The following is a 15,381-nucleotide window of genomic DNA, read 5'->3' on the forward strand; positions in this document are numbered from 1 at the left end:
AAATGGTTCATCTATTGCAAAATAGACAAGTACCTTTTTGCATGTTCACACGTAATAACTAAGAGTCACATACTGCGCGCAGCCACTGCCCGTCGACTGAAATTTTGCCGCCAGTGGCAAAGATAGGGGATTTTGCCTCATGGAAATCAACCTGCTGATGTCAATCATCGAACAATACGGCTACGTTGCGATTTTTTTCCTGCTCTGGCTGGGGATTGTCGGCTTGCCCATCCCGGATGAGCTGGTCGTCGCCACGGGAGGTTTTCTCGCCTCGATTGGCCTATTGGACCCGTTCTACTCGTTTTTGGCCGGGTACATGGGAGTTGCTTCCGGATTGACCATAGGTTTTTTATTAGGAAAATACTTTGGGAAGCCGATCTTGCAATGGCTGTCCAAAAGCGAAAAGATGAGACATGCTGTAGAGCGATCGACAGGCTTGCTGGAGAAATACGGCACGACAGCCTTGTGCATCAGCTATCTCTTTCCGGTTGTCCGCCACGTCGTGCCTTATTTGGTGGCGCTGGGAGGCATGACGTACCGCCGCTATGCCTTGCTGTCGTATCCGATCGGACTTGTCTGGACGATTGCTTTTTACTTTCTCGGCTATGTATTCGGAAACAACGTAGAGGCGATTATCGGGATGATTCGCCAGTACGGGTTTTACGCGTTGCTGGTCGTCGTGGTGGGACTGGCCGCCTGGTTGATCGTGCGCAAGCTCATCATCAGCAATCGCGCGTATCGGGCCAAAGGAGAATAAGCGATGAGACTGGAACAAGTGGCAACGCACAGGCGCAATCGCAATCTGGTGCTTGCGCTCGCCTGGCTGCTGGTGCTCGGAGGGTATTTCAGCTTCGAGCCGTTTGTCACGGCAGCGGGCGCTCTGATTGTGAACGGCTACGCCTGGTTTCTGATGTACACGGACAAGCGTCTGGCAAAAAGGAAAAGCTGGCGGATTCCCGAGGCCAGCCTTCTGCTCGTCGCTTTTCTCGGAGGAGGACCGGGGGCACTGGCGGGGATGCTGTTGCACCGCCACAAAACCCGGCATGCCTCCTTCCTGTTTTTTGTCCCACTGTTTTGTCTATTGCAAATCGCGCTGGTCGTCTGGATCGGCAGACAATAAGGCAAGAACCTCGTGTGCAACGAATGACGCGAGGTTCTTTTTTTGTTTTCCCATAATGAAAACGCATAAATGACAGAAAACTCTAAATTGTATATTGCGCATTTGGGAAATCGAGCCTATAATAAGAAATGTAGTCAACATTATCGAATGGCGTTCGATAATATCGAACGAACAGGAGGGATCATGAGCGAAAAGTTTATCCAATCTGTGGATCGAGCCATCGATATTTTGGAGCTGTTTTCCCTCGCGCAGCAGGAGCTGAGCGTCAAGGAGATCAGTGATCGGCTGCAACTCTCGAAGAGCACGGTTCACGGCTTGATCAAAACCTTGGAGCACAGAGGGTACCTGGAGCAAAAGCCGACCGATCAAAAGTACAAGCTCGGACTGCGTCTGTTCGAGCTGGGGAACCTGGTGGGCAGCGGCATGGAGCTGCGCAATCTCGCCTACCCGATCATTCAAGAGTTGGTCGCGAAATTGCAAGAGACGGTTCACCTGGTCGTGCTCGACAAGGACGAAGTGGTGTACGTGGAAAAAGTGGAAGGGCCTGCTGCCCTGCGGATGTACTCCATGCTGGGGAAGCGCGCTCCCATGTATTGCACAGGGGTAGGGAAAGCGCTGTTCGCTTACTTGGATGAGGCGACCGTGGATCGCATTTTGCAAGAAGCGGAGATGACGGCATTCACGCCGTTTACGCTGACTGATCCGGACGCGATCAAGCAAGAGCTGGGCAAAATTCGCGAGCAAGGGTACGCCATCGACGACGAAGAGATCGAGATCGGCCTGAAATGCGTGGCAGCGCCGATTTTCAACCATGAAGGGAAAGTGATCGCCTCCATAAGCTGCGCCGGTCCCAAACATCGCTTCTCCGACGACAAAATGGCGACGTTCATTCACGAAGTCAAGCAAGCTGCGCTGGCGGTTTCCAGACGGTTTGGGTATCGAGGCTGATGGGCAACAAAAAGAGACTTCCCCCTTGTTGGAGCAGTTTTCAAGCGGCCAGCCGAAAACACCACAAAGAGAAGTCTATCTGAGAACCATTCGCCAACCATACTCAAACCTCCTGCAATTGGTGAGAGAATCATTTTTCAAATACGAAAAGGAGCGTGTCCGATATGAGCACTATCACAAAACCAATAAATATTTGGAAGTTCATCGATGAGAATAAAGACAGCCTGAAACCGCCTGTCAACAACAAAGTCGTCTGGAAGGACGCCGAACTGATGATGATGGTGCTGGGCGGGCCAAACAAACGCCGCGACTTCCACGTCGATCCGTCCGAGGAAATTTTTTATCAGCTGAAGGGCGACTGCTACGTGGAAATCATCAACGCCGAAGGCAAGCGCGAGGTCATCACGGTACGCGAGGGAGAAATGTTCCTGTTGCCAGCGAATGTTCCGCATTCCCCGCACCGTGTAGCAGACACGATCGGGTTGGTCATCGAGCGCAACCGGGATGAAGGCGAGCTGGAAGATTTCGTCTGGTTTTGCGAGAAGTGCGACCAGGAGATGCACCGCACCCGCGTGCAGCTGACAGATATCGAAAAACAGGTGAAAGAAGCGATCCACACTTTCAACGGTAGCGAAGATTTGCGCACATGCAAAAACTGCGGTCATGTAGCGTCGGAGGAAGTGAAGGAATGGCAGCCAGAATAGATTTTCACACGCACATCATCCCGGCAGATTTACCTGACTTTTCGCAAAAATACGGCGGAGAGCGTTGGCCGACCCTGCAGCCGACATGCTCGTGCGGAGCGAACATCATGGTCGGCGGAAAGCTGTTTCGGGAGATTACCGATCAGTGCTGGGACCCGCAAAAGCGGATCGCGGACATGATCGCGGAAGGCGTGGACATGCAAGTGCTCTCGCCGATTCCCGTCACCTTTTCCTATTGGGCGCCGAGCGAGGCGGCAGAAGCGATGGCCCGCCTGCAAAACGACTTTATCGCCGATACAGTGCGTCAATATCCCGACAGGTTCATCGGACTCGGAACCGTTCCTTTGCAAGATGTGGAAAGCTCGATTCGCGAGATGGATCGCTGCATTCATCAACTAGGGCTGAAAGGGATCGAGATCGGTTCGAACATCAACGGGCAAAACCTCGACGATCCAGCCTTCCTGCCGTTTTTTGAGATGTGCGAGAAGTGGGACGTGCCGCTGTTTGTCCACCCGTGGGAGACGTTGGGCCGGGAGCGGATGCCGCGCCACAACTTCATGTACACCGTCGGAATGCCGAGCGAAACCGCGCTTGCCGCAGCGAGTCTGGTCGGCGGCGGAGTCATCGAGAAATTCCCGAATTTGCGCGTCTGCTTTGCGCACGGCGGCGGTTCTTTTCCGTACATCCTGCCGCGTCTCGACCAAGGCTGGAACGTGTGGCCGCACCTGCGCGTGACGGAGCGTCCGCCGAGTCATTACACACAAAACTTTTACTTCGACTCGCTGAACTACGAGCCGTTGAATATCCGGCTTTTGATCGAAAGGTTCGGCCACGAAAAAATCGTCATGGGCACCGACTATCCGTTCTTGCTGCGCGAGCTTCCGCCGGGCAAAGTCATCGACGAGACGCCAGGGCTGACAGAAGAACAAAAAGTCGCCATGCTCGGCGGCAATGCATTGAGATTTTTGAAAGTGTGAGAGGAGAGGTAGGAGTGGGAGAACAGACAAAGACACCGGAGGAAAATCTTGCTGCCTTGCAGCTTTCGCTTCCGCAGCTCCGTACGCCAGTGGGCAACTACGTAGCTTGCGTCCGCACAGGCAATCTGTTGTTTACGGCAGGACAGGGAGTGGATCAGTACAAAGGCAAGCTGGGAAGAGACTTGACCGTCGAGGAAGGCTACCTGGCAGCCCGTCAGTCCATGCTGAACGTGCTTGCGGCGGTCAAGGCGGAGCTTGGCGATCTGGGAAAAGTGAAAAGAGTCGTCAAAATATTGGGATTTGTCAATTCGACGGAAGAGTTTACCGACCAGCCGAAAGTGATGAACGGTGCTTCCGATCTGTTGGTTGCCGTCTTTGGCGAGGCGGGCAAGCACGGTCGCTCTGCGGTAGGCATGGCCCAGCTTCCGAACAATACGGCAGTCGAAATCGAGATGGTACTGGAGATCGAGGACTAGGCAGGAGGGAACTATGAACAGCATTCACGTGAAAAATGCCAAGCTGTTTATCAACGGCGAGTACGTCGATGCGCAGTCCGGCGAAACGTTTGACACGATCAACCCGGCCACGGGCGAGAAGCTGGCGGAAGTGGCTTGCGCAGACGTACACGATACAAACAGGACGATTGAAGTAGCACAGGCTGCTTTTGAGAGCGGCGTGTGGAGCAAAAAATCGGCCGAGGAACGCGCGGAAATTTTGTGCCGGATGTCTGATCTGGTGATGGAACGCGTGGAAGAGCTGGCGACAGTCGAAACGCTCGACGTCGGCAAACCGATCAAGGAAAGCCTTGGCTTCGATATCCCGCGAGCGGCGCAAAACCTGCGGTTCTTTGCGGAAATGGCGAAGTATGTCCACCATGAGCACTACGACAAAGGCAACTTCATGTCGTACGCCAAATACGCTCCGGCAGGCGTGACCAGCCTGATCATCCCGTGGAATTTGCCGTTCATGCAGATGACGTGGAAAGCTTCTGCGGCGCTGGCGGCAGGCAATACCGTCGTGGTCAAACCGGCGTCGTATACGCCCTTGTCGGCACTCATGCTCGGTGAGATCGCCAACGAAGCTGGCCTTCCTCCTGGCGTTCTGAATATTTTGACGGGACCAGGCGGAACGGTCGGGACGGCCATGACCACCAACCCGCATGTGCGCCGCATCTCGTTTGTCGGCGAGACGACGACAGGCAAAACGATCATGAAAAACGCAGCCGCCGAGCTGATTCCCGTCTCTTTGGAGCTGGGCGGAAAATCGGCGAACATCGTGTTTGCGGACGCGGACCTGGACGAAGCGGTAAAAGGCTCCGTAGAAGCGATTTTCCGCAATCAGGGCGAGATTTGCCTGGCTGGCTCCAGACTTTTGGTGCAAGAGACGGTGTACGAGCAATTTTTGGAAAAGTTCGTGGCCGCCGTGCAGAAGATCAAAGTCGGCGATCCGCTGGCTCCAGACACAGACATGGGCGCGCTCGTCTCCAAAAGCCATCTGGAAACCGTCGATGAGTACGTGCAGATTGGCTTGGCCGAAGGGGCGAAGCTGGCACATGGCGGCAAGCGCGTAGCGGGCCTGGACAAAGGCAATTTTTACGAGCCGACCGTCCTGTACGATGTCGATAACAAAATGCGGGTGGCCCAGGAAGAGATTTTCGGCCCGGTACTGGTCGTCATCCCGTTCAAAACAGAAGAAGACGCGATCCGGATCGCCAACGATTCCATCTACGGACTGGCAGGGGTGGTCTGGACGAACGACTTGCGCCGGGCGCACCGCGTCGCGGCAGGCATCAACTCGGGCTTGTTGTGGATCAATTGCTGGTACGTCCGCGACCTGCGCACGCCTTTTGGCGGATCGAAAGCGAGCGGAATCGGCCGGGAAGGCGGACGCCACAGCTTTGAATTTTATACCGAAGCCAAAACCGTGACGATGAAGCTGTAGGCAGCGGGGAGAGTCGAAAGGTGGTCAGAAGATGGGGAGCTTAGTGGAGACAATCGCGCAAGAACTGCTGGCGGCCGAGCAAAGCTGCCAGCCAGTGGCGCCGATAACGGAACGCTTTGCAGGCTTGGAGGCAAGCGATGCGTATCGCATCCAGCTCAAGGTGTTGGAGAAAAAGCTCGACAGCGGTCGGGCAGTCATCGGCAAAAAAGTCGGGCTGACCAGCCTGGCGATGCAGCGGATGCTCGGTGTGAATGAGCCGGATTACGGTCATTTGCTCGACAACATGCTGGTGTCAAACAACGGGACTGTCGAGGTGAACAGGCTTTTGCTTCCGAAAGTGGAGGCGGAGATCGGCTTCGTGCTCGGAGCGGATTTGCAGGGGCCAAACGTCAACTATCTCGACGTGCTGATGGCGACCGAATATGTGGTGCCGACGCTGGAGATCATCGACAGCCGGATTGCCGACTGGAAGATCAAGCTCGTCGATACGGTAGCGGACAACGGTTCCTCGGCGCTTGTCGTGGTCGGCGATCAGCGCACGCGCCTGGCGGGTCTGGATTTGCGCAGCGTGGGAATGGCGATGTACAAAAATGAGCTTGAAGTGGGAAATGGAGCAGGAGCAGCGGCGCTCGGTCATCCGGCGCACGCAGTGGCCTGGCTGGCAAACAAGCTGCATGAATTTGGCATCAGCCTGAAGGCGGGCGAACTGATTTTGCCGGGAGCGCTGTCTGCTGCTGTCGCTGTTCAAGAGGGAGATGTCGTCACGGCCAGCTTTGGCGCATTGGGTGCCGTAACCGTGACGTTTCGTTAGAGAGGAGACATACTGTGAGAAAAATCAAGGCGGCCATCTTGGGTTCAGGAAACATCGGGACCGACCTGATGTACAAGTTGGAGAGAAGCAGGGAAATCGAGATCGCAGCCGTCATCGGGATTGATCCCGACTCGGATGGTTTACAGCGGGCAAAAGAGCGGGGATATGCGGTATTTGCCAACGGGATACAGGCGATTGTAGATCAGCCTGACATGGCGGAGATCGTGTTTGATGCCACCTCGGCAAAAGCGCACGTGCGTCACGCAAAAGCGCTGAAGGAGCTGGGCAAGGTAGCGATTGACCTGACTCCGGCAGCTCGCGGCCCCTTCGTCTGTCCGGTGGTAAATCTGCAGGAGCAGCTGGAAAAAGAAACAGCCAACGTCAACATGATCACTTGTGGCGGTCAGGCGACGATCCCGATCGTCTATGCGATCAACCGGGTAGCCGATGTCAGCTATGCGGAAATCGTGGCGACGATTGCCAGCAAAAGCGCAGGCCCGGGAACGCGTGCCAATATCGACGAGTTTACCGTGACGACTCGCCAAGGGCTGGAGCAAGTCGGGGGAGCGGATCAAGGCAAGGCGCTCATCATCCTCAATCCTGCGGAACCGCCCATTTTGATGCGCGACACGGTGTATTGCGAAGTCAAGCAGATGGATCAGGCGGCGATTCGCCAGTCGATTGCGGAAATGGTCGAGCAAGTGAGACAGTACGTTCCTGGCTACCGGTTGAAGCAGGAGCCGCTGTTTGAAGAAAATCGCGTAACCGTGTTCCTGGAGGTCGAAGGTGCGGGAGATTATTTCCCACCTTACGCAGGCAATTTGGACATCATGACGGCCGCGGCCGTGCGGGTGGGAGAAGAGGTCGCCCGTCATCTTTTGGATGGGAGAGGGGTTAGCCTTGGAACGGAATAGCGATAAACCAATCAAAATAACAGAGGTTTGCTTGCGCGACGGCAGCCACGTCGTTGCCCATCAGTTCACGCGCGAGCAGGTGCAGGCTGTCGCCAAAGGGCTGGACGATGCAGGCGTCCCTTACATCGAAGTCAGCCACGGAGACGGTCTGGGCGGTTCGACGATCCAGTACGGACGCTCTCTCGTCGGTGAGATGGAACTGATTGAAGCGGCAGTTGCTTCGTGCAAGCAAGCGAAAGTCGCGGTGTTGCTCATACCGGGCATCGGTACGGTACATGAACTGAAGGAAGCGCAAAACCGCGGGGCGGGACTGGTTCGGGTAGCGACCCATGTGACGGAAGCCGATGTATCTGCGCAGCACATTCACATCGCGCGCGAGCTGGGAATGGAAGTGTGCGGCTTCTTGATGATGGCCCACTCTGCCCCGGTCGAAAAGCTGGTCGAGCAAGCGAAGCTGATGCAGAGCTACGGTGCCGAGGCGGTATACGTGACCGATTCGGCGGGAGCGCTTTTGCCTGATCAGGTACGGGAACGCATTCGCGCGCTGCGCCAATCGCTGGACATCGAAATCGGCTTTCACGCGCATAACAACTTGTCGGTGGCGATCGCCAACACTTTGGTTGCGCTGGAGGAAGGGGCGACCCGGATTGACGGCAGTCTCCGCTGTCTGGGAGCCGGAGCGGGCAACGCACAGACGGAAGTGTTGATTGCGGTGCTGGATCGCATGGGAATGGACATCGGGATTGATTTGTACAAACTGATGGACGTCGCCGAAGAGATCGTTGGCCCGATCATGCCGCACTCCCAGGAAATCCGCAAGGGCAGCCTCGTGATGGGCTATGCCGGAGTTTACTCCAGCTTCCTTTTGCACGCAGAGCGGGCGGGAAAACGGTTTGGCGTCGATCCGCGCGACATTTTGCTGGAAGTAGGCAGGCGCAAAGCCGTCGGCGGACAGGAAGACATGATCATCGATGTCGCGGCTGAACTGGCGAAGTTGCAAAAGGCAGGGGGATGACAGATGACAGTGACGCAGGAAGTGCAAAGCGAGCTGGTCGAATATTTACTTATGGCACAACGGGAACGGCGTGAGGTGGAAAAGCTGACGGCGAAGTACCCTGACTTGCCCATCGAGACTGCCTATGAGATTCAAGCGCAGCTGATTGCGCGCATGGAAGCTGATGGTGAGCGCTGCATCGGCTTGAAGCTGGGATTGACCAGCCGGGCCAAGCAGCAAATGATGGGGGTGCACGAAGCCATTTACGGCTACCTGACAGACGGGATGCTCGCGCTGGAGTGGGAGCCGCTTTCCTGCCAACGCTTCATCCATCCCAAGGCAGAGCCGGAAATCGCGTTTCTCATGGGCGAAGATTTGGCGGGAACAGCCGTGACGGCCGAAGATGTGCTGCGCGCCACGCGCTATGTCGCGCCAGCTATCGAAATCATCGACAGCCGCTATGAAAATTTCCGTTTCACCCTCCCGGATGTCGTGGCGGACAATTGCTCTTCTTCCGCTTTTCTGGTAGGCAGCAAATGGGTATCGCCCCACGAATTTGATCTCGCGTTAACAGGTGTGGTCATGAGCAAAAATGGCGTGATTCAGACGACAGGCTCCGGAGCGGCCGTGCTGGGATCGCCGGCAGCGGCAATGGCCTGGGCAGTCAACAAGCTGGGCGAGCGCGGACTTGGTTTGAAAAAAGGCCAGATTGTGTTGTCCGGTGCGATCACAGAAGCGATTGCCTTTGAACCGGGTGACGTCATTACCGTGACGGTCGACGGTTTGGGCAGTGTCTCCTTCGGCTGCCAGGCGTAGACCGGCAACATAGTCAACCGAGGCAGCGGCTTTACAGCTTGTTGAAAAGACAGAGGTGATGTTCATGCCAATCGTACAGGTGTCCATCCTGGAAGGCCGAGACAAAGAACAGATCAGACAAATGATTGAGGGCGTTACTCAAGCCATCACAGATAGCTTGCAGGTGAAGCCGGAGCAAGTCCGTGTACTGGTAACAGAGGTTCCCCCTTCCCACTGGGGCGCGGGGGGAGTCACAAAAGAACAATCCCGTTCCCTGTAACGGAAAATCAAGGAGGTCACTCATGTCTCAATCATCTATCCCACTAACACAAAGCTACGCCCAACAGCTGGATGCCCAGGACGAGTTGGCAAAATACCGCGAAGAGTTTTACTTGCTGCCTGCCATGTACCTGGATGGCAATTCGCTGGGACTTATGTCAAAACGAGCAGAGAAAAGCTTGCAGGACATCATGCTTTCTTGGAAAGAGCTTGGCATTGACGGCTGGACGACAGGACAGCATCCGTGGTTTTTCCTGCCAGAAAAATTGGGGGAAATGAGTGCGTCGCTCGTCGGAGCTGAACCGGATGAAGTCATTGTGACTGGTTCTACCACCGTCAACTTGCATCAGTTGGCAGCGACTTTTTATCAGCCGCAAGGGAAAAGAACGAAAATCATTGCGACAGAGCTTGACTTCCCGACCGACATTTACGCCCTGCAAAGCCAAATCAAGCTGCACGGCTTGAATCCGGATGAACAGCTGGTTCGCATCGCTTCCCGTGACGGCCGTCTCATTGAAGAAGACGACATTATCAGCGCGATGACAGAGGAAGTCGCACTCGTCATTTTGCCGACTGTGCTCTACCGCAGCGGACAACTGCTCGATATCGAACGTCTGACCAAAGCAGCTCACGAGAGGGGCATCCTGATCGGCTTTGACGGCTGCCACTCGGTAGGAGCCATCCCGCACTACTTCAGCAAGTGGGAAGTGGATTTCGCTTACTGGTGCAACTACAAGTACCTGAACGGCGGCCCTGGCTGCGTAGGAAGCCTGTATGTCAACCGCAAGCATTTTGGCAGAGTACCGGGATTGACAGGCTGGTACAGCTCGAAAAAAGACAAACAGTTCGATATGGAACATACGCTGGACGTCTGCGAGACGGCTGGTGCCTATCAATTGGGAACGCCAAATATGCTAAGCGTCGCACCGCTGCTCGGTTCGCTGGAAATGTTCCAGGAAGTGCCGATCGAGAAGCTCCGCGAAAAGTCGCTCAAACTTACGAGATACATGATGGATTTGATGGAAGTGGAGCTGGCTGGCATGGGCTTTACCGTAGCGAATCCGACAGAGGACGAACGCCGCGGCGGTCACGTCAGCCTGGAACACGAAGAAGCGGTACGAATTTGCAAGGCGTTGAAAGAGGGCGGGATCATTCCGGACTTCCGCGCGCCGAACATCATTCGCCTGGCTCCGGTTGCCTTCTACACGACGTACAGCGAAGTCTGGGAAAGCGTGCAAGTGTTAAAAGCGATCATGCAAGAAAAGCGCTACGAAAAATTCGAAAACAAGCGCGGGGTTGTCGCCTAAGCGCTTGGTTAAAGGAGTGAGTGCACTTGGCAAATCAAAATCAATTTCAAGACATCATGGAACGTGAAAAGGGGCTGCAGCGCGGGTTAACCACCCGCCAGCTCGCCATGATTGCCATCGGCGGCGCAATCGGTACGGGGTTGTTTTTGGGAAGCGGGATGGCGATTGGCTTTGCCGGACCGAGCGTAATCGTCAGCTATTTGATCGGGGCCGTGATCGCGCTGCTGCTGATGGGCTGCCTCGCGGAAATGACGGTAGCTCATCCGACGACAGGCTCGTTTGGCGCCCATGCGGAGCGTTACGTGAGTCCGTGGGCAGGCTTTTCCGTCCGCTACGCGTACTGGTTCAGTCTGGTCTGCGCGATAGGAACCGAAGTATCTGCGATGTCTGTCTACATGAAATACTGGTTCCCTGACGTTCCAGGCATCATCTGGATTCTCATCTTCTCAGCCGTTCTGCTTTATGTAAACGCTACCAGTGTCAATTTGTTCGGTACCGTCGAATACTGGTTCTCTATGATTAAAGTCGCTGCCATTATTTTGTTTATCGTATTCGGAGCTTATGTCGTATTCGGCGGTAGCGCGAACCCGGAGATCGGCCCGCAAAACTTCACGAACAACGGAGGCTTTTTCCCGAATGGCATGTGGGGCATGTGGATCGCCATTTTCATCTCCTTGTTCAGCTATCTCAGCATTGAAATGATCGCGGTCAGTGCTGGAGAAGCGAAAGAACCGGAAAAAGCGGTTCCGATGGCGTTGAAGTCGGCAGTCGTTCGTCTCGTCCTGTTCTACATCATGACGCTCGCTTTGATGCTGATGATCGTTCCTTGGCAAAATGCCGGAAGTGATGCGAGTCCATTTGTCAAAGTATTTCAAATTATCAATATTCCGGGCGCGGCTGGCATCATGAACTTCGTCGTGCTCACGGCTGCCCTGTCTGCGATGAACAGCCAGCTGTACATTTCTACCCGCATGGTATTTTCCTTGTCCCGCGCAGGCTTCGCTCCTGCCAAACTCGGAGAGCTGAGCAAAAAAGGCGTTCCGGTCAAAGCGCTGGCGCTGTCCACCATCGGAATTGCCATCGCCTCGATTATCAACATCGTCGCACCTGACCAGTCGTTCGTCGTGATGATCTCCCTTTCCAGCTTCGGTGCCATGTTCGCCTGGTTCATGGTCTTTGTCACCCACTTGTTTTTCCGCCGCAAATGGGAGGAAATGGGCGGTCGCAAACTGCCAGTGAGAATGATCGGCTTCCCGTACTTGACGATTATCGGAGCTGTTTTACTGGCTTGCGTCGTACTCTCGACCTGGTTCCAGCCGGAATTTAAGGACACCTTGACTATGGGCTTCCCGCTTTTGCTGCTCATCACGATCGCCTACTTCATCTGGAAAAAGGCAAACCCGGCTGCCTATGAAGCGTCCGTCAACATGGGCAAGCAAGGCGCAAGCGACAAGAAAGACATCCCATCGTAACATCCAGACTTTCATAAAACGTTGAGAGAAAAGGTAGGGGGGAAATTCGATGAAGAACAAGCAGACAAAGCGAGTCGTCAGTGCATGGCTTGCCACTGCGCTCGCGGTAGGCTCGCTCATTCCGTTGACAGCCGTAAATGCTGCGGGAGAGGCTCAGTCAAACAGCTTTACCGCTCCGCGTACCGGGCTGAATGTGAATGCGCCTGATGCGCCGCCGCCGTATCCAAAAGCAGAGCACAAGCTGCTCCCTGGCGAACCGGCGGAGCCTGCGGCTGGTACGTGGGGGTACGATGTCAAAACAGGCAAGTTCAAGCACCCGACTGCTACGCCGGACAACGAAGGGCCGCAGCCGTTCAACGGAAGCTTGCCTTATTTGGATCAAAACCAGTACATCAAAAACATGAAAGTCGAAGGATTTTACCCGTACGTGGCAGGGTGGGGCCACAGCTGGCAAGCCACTTTTGACTTGAATGGCCGCCGCTATTTGTACGACTACGAAACGACGATGTACAACGTGTACGATATTACTGATCCGCGCAATGCCAAGCGCATCGCGTACAAAAACTTTGACACCAAAGTAGAACACCAGTTTGGACCGATGACGATCAAGTACAACAAACAACTCGGCAAGCTGATCGCTGTGCAAGTTTACGAAGTGCCGCGCTACGGTGTACTGTCCAACAAATACACCAATCCCGAAGAAGTGGAAGCGATCAAAAAACGCGAAATGCTGCGCGGCTTCCGGATTTATGAAGTAACCAGCCCGCTGTTTACCGATTGGAAGCTGCTCTCCGAAACGGCGCTTGACCCGAAGGCGAAGCCTGGCGATGCCGTACAGCAAGGCTCGGGCGGTCTGGATGTGCCTGTGTATAACGGCGACAAATATTTGTTTATCGCCGGAGCGCCGGACGACAGCTTCTCCAATACCGAGTACAAAAGCTATCTGTACTCCGCAGGACAATTGGCCTTTGACGTCTCCGATCCGACCAAGCCAAAACGTCTGGATACATGGTGGGTGCCTGGACAGCGCAAAGGGGAAGAAGCGGAATATAACAAAAACCCGCGTGCAGGCAACAAGACGACCTGGATGGGCGCGAGAATGCCGCTGTTCATTCCGAAGCCGGTTGAACAGGGCGGCAAGTACGGCTATGCAGCGATGGGCGGCTACGGCTTCTGGGTAGTGGACATCAGCGATCCGAACAACATGAAAGCCGTATCCCATATCGACATGCCGATGAGTGTGAGCGGTACGGAAGGCGACAATATCGATGTGACCAAAGTAGAGACGACCGGAATGGTCTATTACAGCGGCTACCCGCTTGGCGAAGACTGCCACGAGCCGTACAAGGAAATTTATGCGATCGACGTTCGCGACCCGCTGAAACCGAAAATCGCCATGACCTTGCCACGGCCTACGCCGCCAAGCGACGCTCCGTTCACAGACTACTGCCAGCGTCGCGGCAGCTTCGGACCGAAGCGCAGCGGCTACGCGGCGATTCAGCCGGGCACGCCTAGCCAAACGGTCATGCCGTACGCCTTTTACAACGCAGGCGTGCAAGTCTTTGACCTGAAAGACCCGAACAAACCGACGATTGGCGCTTACTTTGTGCCAAAAATGTCCGGAGAATACTTGAGCAACGACGGCAGCGGCTTCGAGCAGAGCGAGCACTCCAATCCGGTGCACAGCATTTTCGTCGAGTGGGATCGCAACCTCGTGTGGGCTTTCTCCAACCACGGCATCTACGTGCTGTCCACCCCGCTTCTGGGCAACCCGGTCAACGGATTGCCGAAAAAGTAGCCGCAACGGATGGCTCAAAAAAGAGAGGGTTTCGACTTTAGGAGACTACTGAAAAAGCCCCGTTGATACAGAACAGGTACAGCCACTCAAGAAAAATGAGGGGGTGTACCTTTTTCTGTATCTTTCAGGGAAACACGCAACATAACAGTAAAAAAAGCTAACGCTTATCTAATTGATTGTTCTTCACGAACTCATCAAAATCGTCGCTTTCATCATCAATCGCTAATCGATGCTGATTGTACTTCTCATACTCCGCTGTAGCCAATTTCTCCGCAACTTCTTGTGAAATTTTACCTGCATTCGTTAAAATCTCACGTTCATTAAACTTCAAAAATGAATTTAGCTTATCAATCCAATCCTTCATGTACATGAGGGACTGGCGTTCTGCTTGGTCTTCCGCATAGTCCAAGTACATTGTTACAATGCGATTTAATGACTGCAATTCTTTGTCGGTCAAATAATTTTTAGCTACTGTTACATCGCTTTTCCTAACTTTGTTGCCTTTCCAACTTGTTAGTCCCATATTATCTTTTTCTGCGTTTGCTCGCTCGGCAATCAGCTCTGCCGCTGTATGTCCATGAATGGCAAAGTGAAGTTTGTTCTGCACAGTCGCAAAAAATTCCTTGGACATGCTGGCGTTGGGATCGTAGTCAACAGAAGTGGCGTAGATATCTGTAATTTTGCGATAAAATCTTTTCTCGGATGCACGTATGTCACGAATTCGCTGAAGGAGTTCGTCGAAATAGTCTTGCCCGAAATGGCGCATGTCTTTCAAGCGCTCATCATCCATCGTAAAACCTTTGACAAGATATTCGTTTAGCCGTTCTGTTGCCCAACGTCTGAACTGTGTACCTCTGTGCGAGCGGACGCGGTAGCCGATAGCAATGATCAACTCCAAATTGTAGTGCTTGGTGCTGCGTTTTATTTCTCTTTTTCCTTCGATTTGAACTTGTAAGTATTCCTTACAAGTTGACTCCAACGATAGTTCTCCTTCTTCATAAATGTTCTTAATATGAAGTGTGATGTTCTGCGGCGTTGTTTGATATAACTCCGCGATGGCTTTCTGCGTCATCCAGACGGTTCCGTTTTCCAACTTCACATCGATTTTCGTTTTCCCGTCCTCGGTTTGGTATAGTAAAAGGTCAGTATGATTGTCCATGAAAAGTTCCCCCTTAGCTTTTGCTTGTTTACGGGATGGAAGCGTATGTTCTTATTTTGTCGTATTTAAATAATATACGTTGAAAAAGCATCTCGCAAGGTTAAGACTACTGAAAAAGCCCCGTTGATACAGAACAGGTACAGCCACTCACAAAACCGAGGG

Annotated in this window: 16 protein-coding genes; 15 read left to right on the forward strand and 1 reads right to left on the reverse strand. The window is 54.0% G+C overall.

Features of this window, described 5'->3' with window-relative positions; genetic code table 11:
* Positions 1 to 139 precede the first annotated feature (139 nt).
* The 15 genes from M2298_RS02360 (at position 140) to M2298_RS02430 (ending at position 14,060) form a co-directional block, all read left to right on the forward strand.
* Entirely contained in the window at positions 140 to 757 is a 618-nt protein-coding gene (locus M2298_RS02360) for a DedA family protein (protein WP_063228714.1), read from the forward strand.
* Between the two features lie 3 nt (positions 758 to 760).
* On the forward strand, positions 761 to 1,120 hold the full coding sequence (locus M2298_RS02365; protein ID WP_122963137.1) for a DUF1294 domain-containing protein: 360 nt from the start codon (positions 761 to 763) through the stop codon (positions 1,118 to 1,120).
* Positions 1,121 to 1,303: 183 nt separating this feature from the next.
* Positions 1,304 to 2,068, forward strand: a complete 765-nt coding sequence (locus M2298_RS02370) for an IclR family transcriptional regulator (RefSeq protein WP_122963138.1) — start codon at positions 1,304 to 1,306, stop codon at positions 2,066 to 2,068.
* Between the two features lie 164 nt (positions 2,069 to 2,232).
* The gene (locus M2298_RS02375; RefSeq protein ID WP_122963139.1) at positions 2,233 to 2,772 is read left to right on the forward strand and encodes a 3-hydroxyanthranilate 3,4-dioxygenase; all 540 of its coding nucleotides are present in this window, start codon (positions 2,233 to 2,235) and stop codon (positions 2,770 to 2,772) included.
* Positions 2,757 to 3,749 carry an amidohydrolase family protein gene (locus tag M2298_RS02380; RefSeq protein WP_173596218.1) on the forward strand — a complete coding sequence of 331 codons (993 nt, stop codon included), beginning with the start codon at positions 2,757 to 2,759 and terminating at the stop codon, positions 3,747 to 3,749. The genes M2298_RS02375 and M2298_RS02380 overlap by 16 nt, the downstream gene beginning before the upstream one ends.
* A 14-nt stretch (positions 3,750 to 3,763) precedes the next feature.
* Positions 3,764 to 4,225 (forward strand): RidA family protein, encoded by a 462-nt coding sequence (locus M2298_RS02385; RefSeq protein WP_122963141.1) that lies wholly within the window; start codon positions 3,764 to 3,766, stop codon positions 4,223 to 4,225.
* 13 nt (positions 4,226 to 4,238) lie between these two features.
* Positions 4,239 to 5,690 carry an aldehyde dehydrogenase gene (locus M2298_RS02390; protein ID WP_280648186.1) on the forward strand — a complete coding sequence of 484 codons (1,452 nt, stop codon included), beginning with the start codon at positions 4,239 to 4,241 and terminating at the stop codon, positions 5,688 to 5,690.
* A gap of 31 nt (positions 5,691 to 5,721) precedes the next feature.
* Positions 5,722 to 6,501 (forward strand): 2-keto-4-pentenoate hydratase, encoded by a 780-nt coding sequence (locus M2298_RS02395; RefSeq protein WP_122963143.1) that lies wholly within the window; start codon positions 5,722 to 5,724, stop codon positions 6,499 to 6,501.
* Positions 6,502 to 6,515: 14 nt separating this feature from the next.
* On the forward strand, positions 6,516 to 7,415 hold the full coding sequence (locus M2298_RS02400; protein ID WP_122963144.1) for an acetaldehyde dehydrogenase (acetylating): 900 nt from the start codon (positions 6,516 to 6,518) through the stop codon (positions 7,413 to 7,415).
* A complete protein-coding gene (dmpG, locus tag M2298_RS02405; protein WP_122963145.1) occupies positions 7,402 to 8,430 on the forward strand; it encodes a 4-hydroxy-2-oxovalerate aldolase in 1,029 nt (342 codons plus the stop codon). The genes M2298_RS02400 and dmpG overlap by 14 nt, the downstream gene beginning before the upstream one ends.
* 3 nt (positions 8,431 to 8,433) lie before the next feature.
* Positions 8,434 to 9,225: a 2-keto-4-pentenoate hydratase gene (locus M2298_RS02410; protein ID WP_280648187.1), complete on the forward strand. Its 792-nt coding sequence runs from the start codon at positions 8,434 to 8,436 to the stop codon at positions 9,223 to 9,225.
* Between the two features lie 64 nt (positions 9,226 to 9,289).
* Positions 9,290 to 9,484, forward strand: coding sequence for a 4-oxalocrotonate tautomerase (locus M2298_RS02415; protein WP_122963147.1), 195 nt, complete (start codon positions 9,290 to 9,292; stop codon positions 9,482 to 9,484).
* A gap of 22 nt (positions 9,485 to 9,506) precedes the next feature.
* Complete coding sequence (gene kynU / locus M2298_RS02420) at positions 9,507 to 10,790, forward strand: kynureninase (RefSeq protein ID WP_280648188.1); 1,284 nt, start codon at positions 9,507 to 9,509, stop codon at positions 10,788 to 10,790.
* Positions 10,791 to 10,846: 56 nt separating this feature from the next.
* Complete coding sequence (locus M2298_RS02425) at positions 10,847 to 12,262, forward strand: amino acid permease (RefSeq protein ID WP_122963265.1); 1,416 nt, start codon at positions 10,847 to 10,849, stop codon at positions 12,260 to 12,262.
* 49 nt (positions 12,263 to 12,311) lie between these two features.
* Complete coding sequence (locus M2298_RS02430) at positions 12,312 to 14,060, forward strand: LVIVD repeat-containing protein (RefSeq protein ID WP_122963149.1); 1,749 nt, start codon at positions 12,312 to 12,314, stop codon at positions 14,058 to 14,060.
* 157 nt (positions 14,061 to 14,217) lie between these two features.
* Here M2298_RS02430 and M2298_RS02435 read toward each other — a convergent pair whose 3' ends face one another.
* Positions 14,218 to 15,219, reverse strand: a complete 1,002-nt coding sequence (locus M2298_RS02435; protein WP_242772123.1) for a virulence RhuM family protein — start codon at positions 15,217 to 15,219, stop codon at positions 14,218 to 14,220.
* Positions 15,220 to 15,381: the final 162 nt, after the last annotated feature.

The sequence above is a fragment of the Brevibacillus sp. 1238 genome (assembly GCF_029892995.1).
GTDB lineage: Bacteria > Bacillota > Bacilli > Brevibacillales > Brevibacillaceae > Brevibacillus > Brevibacillus parabrevis.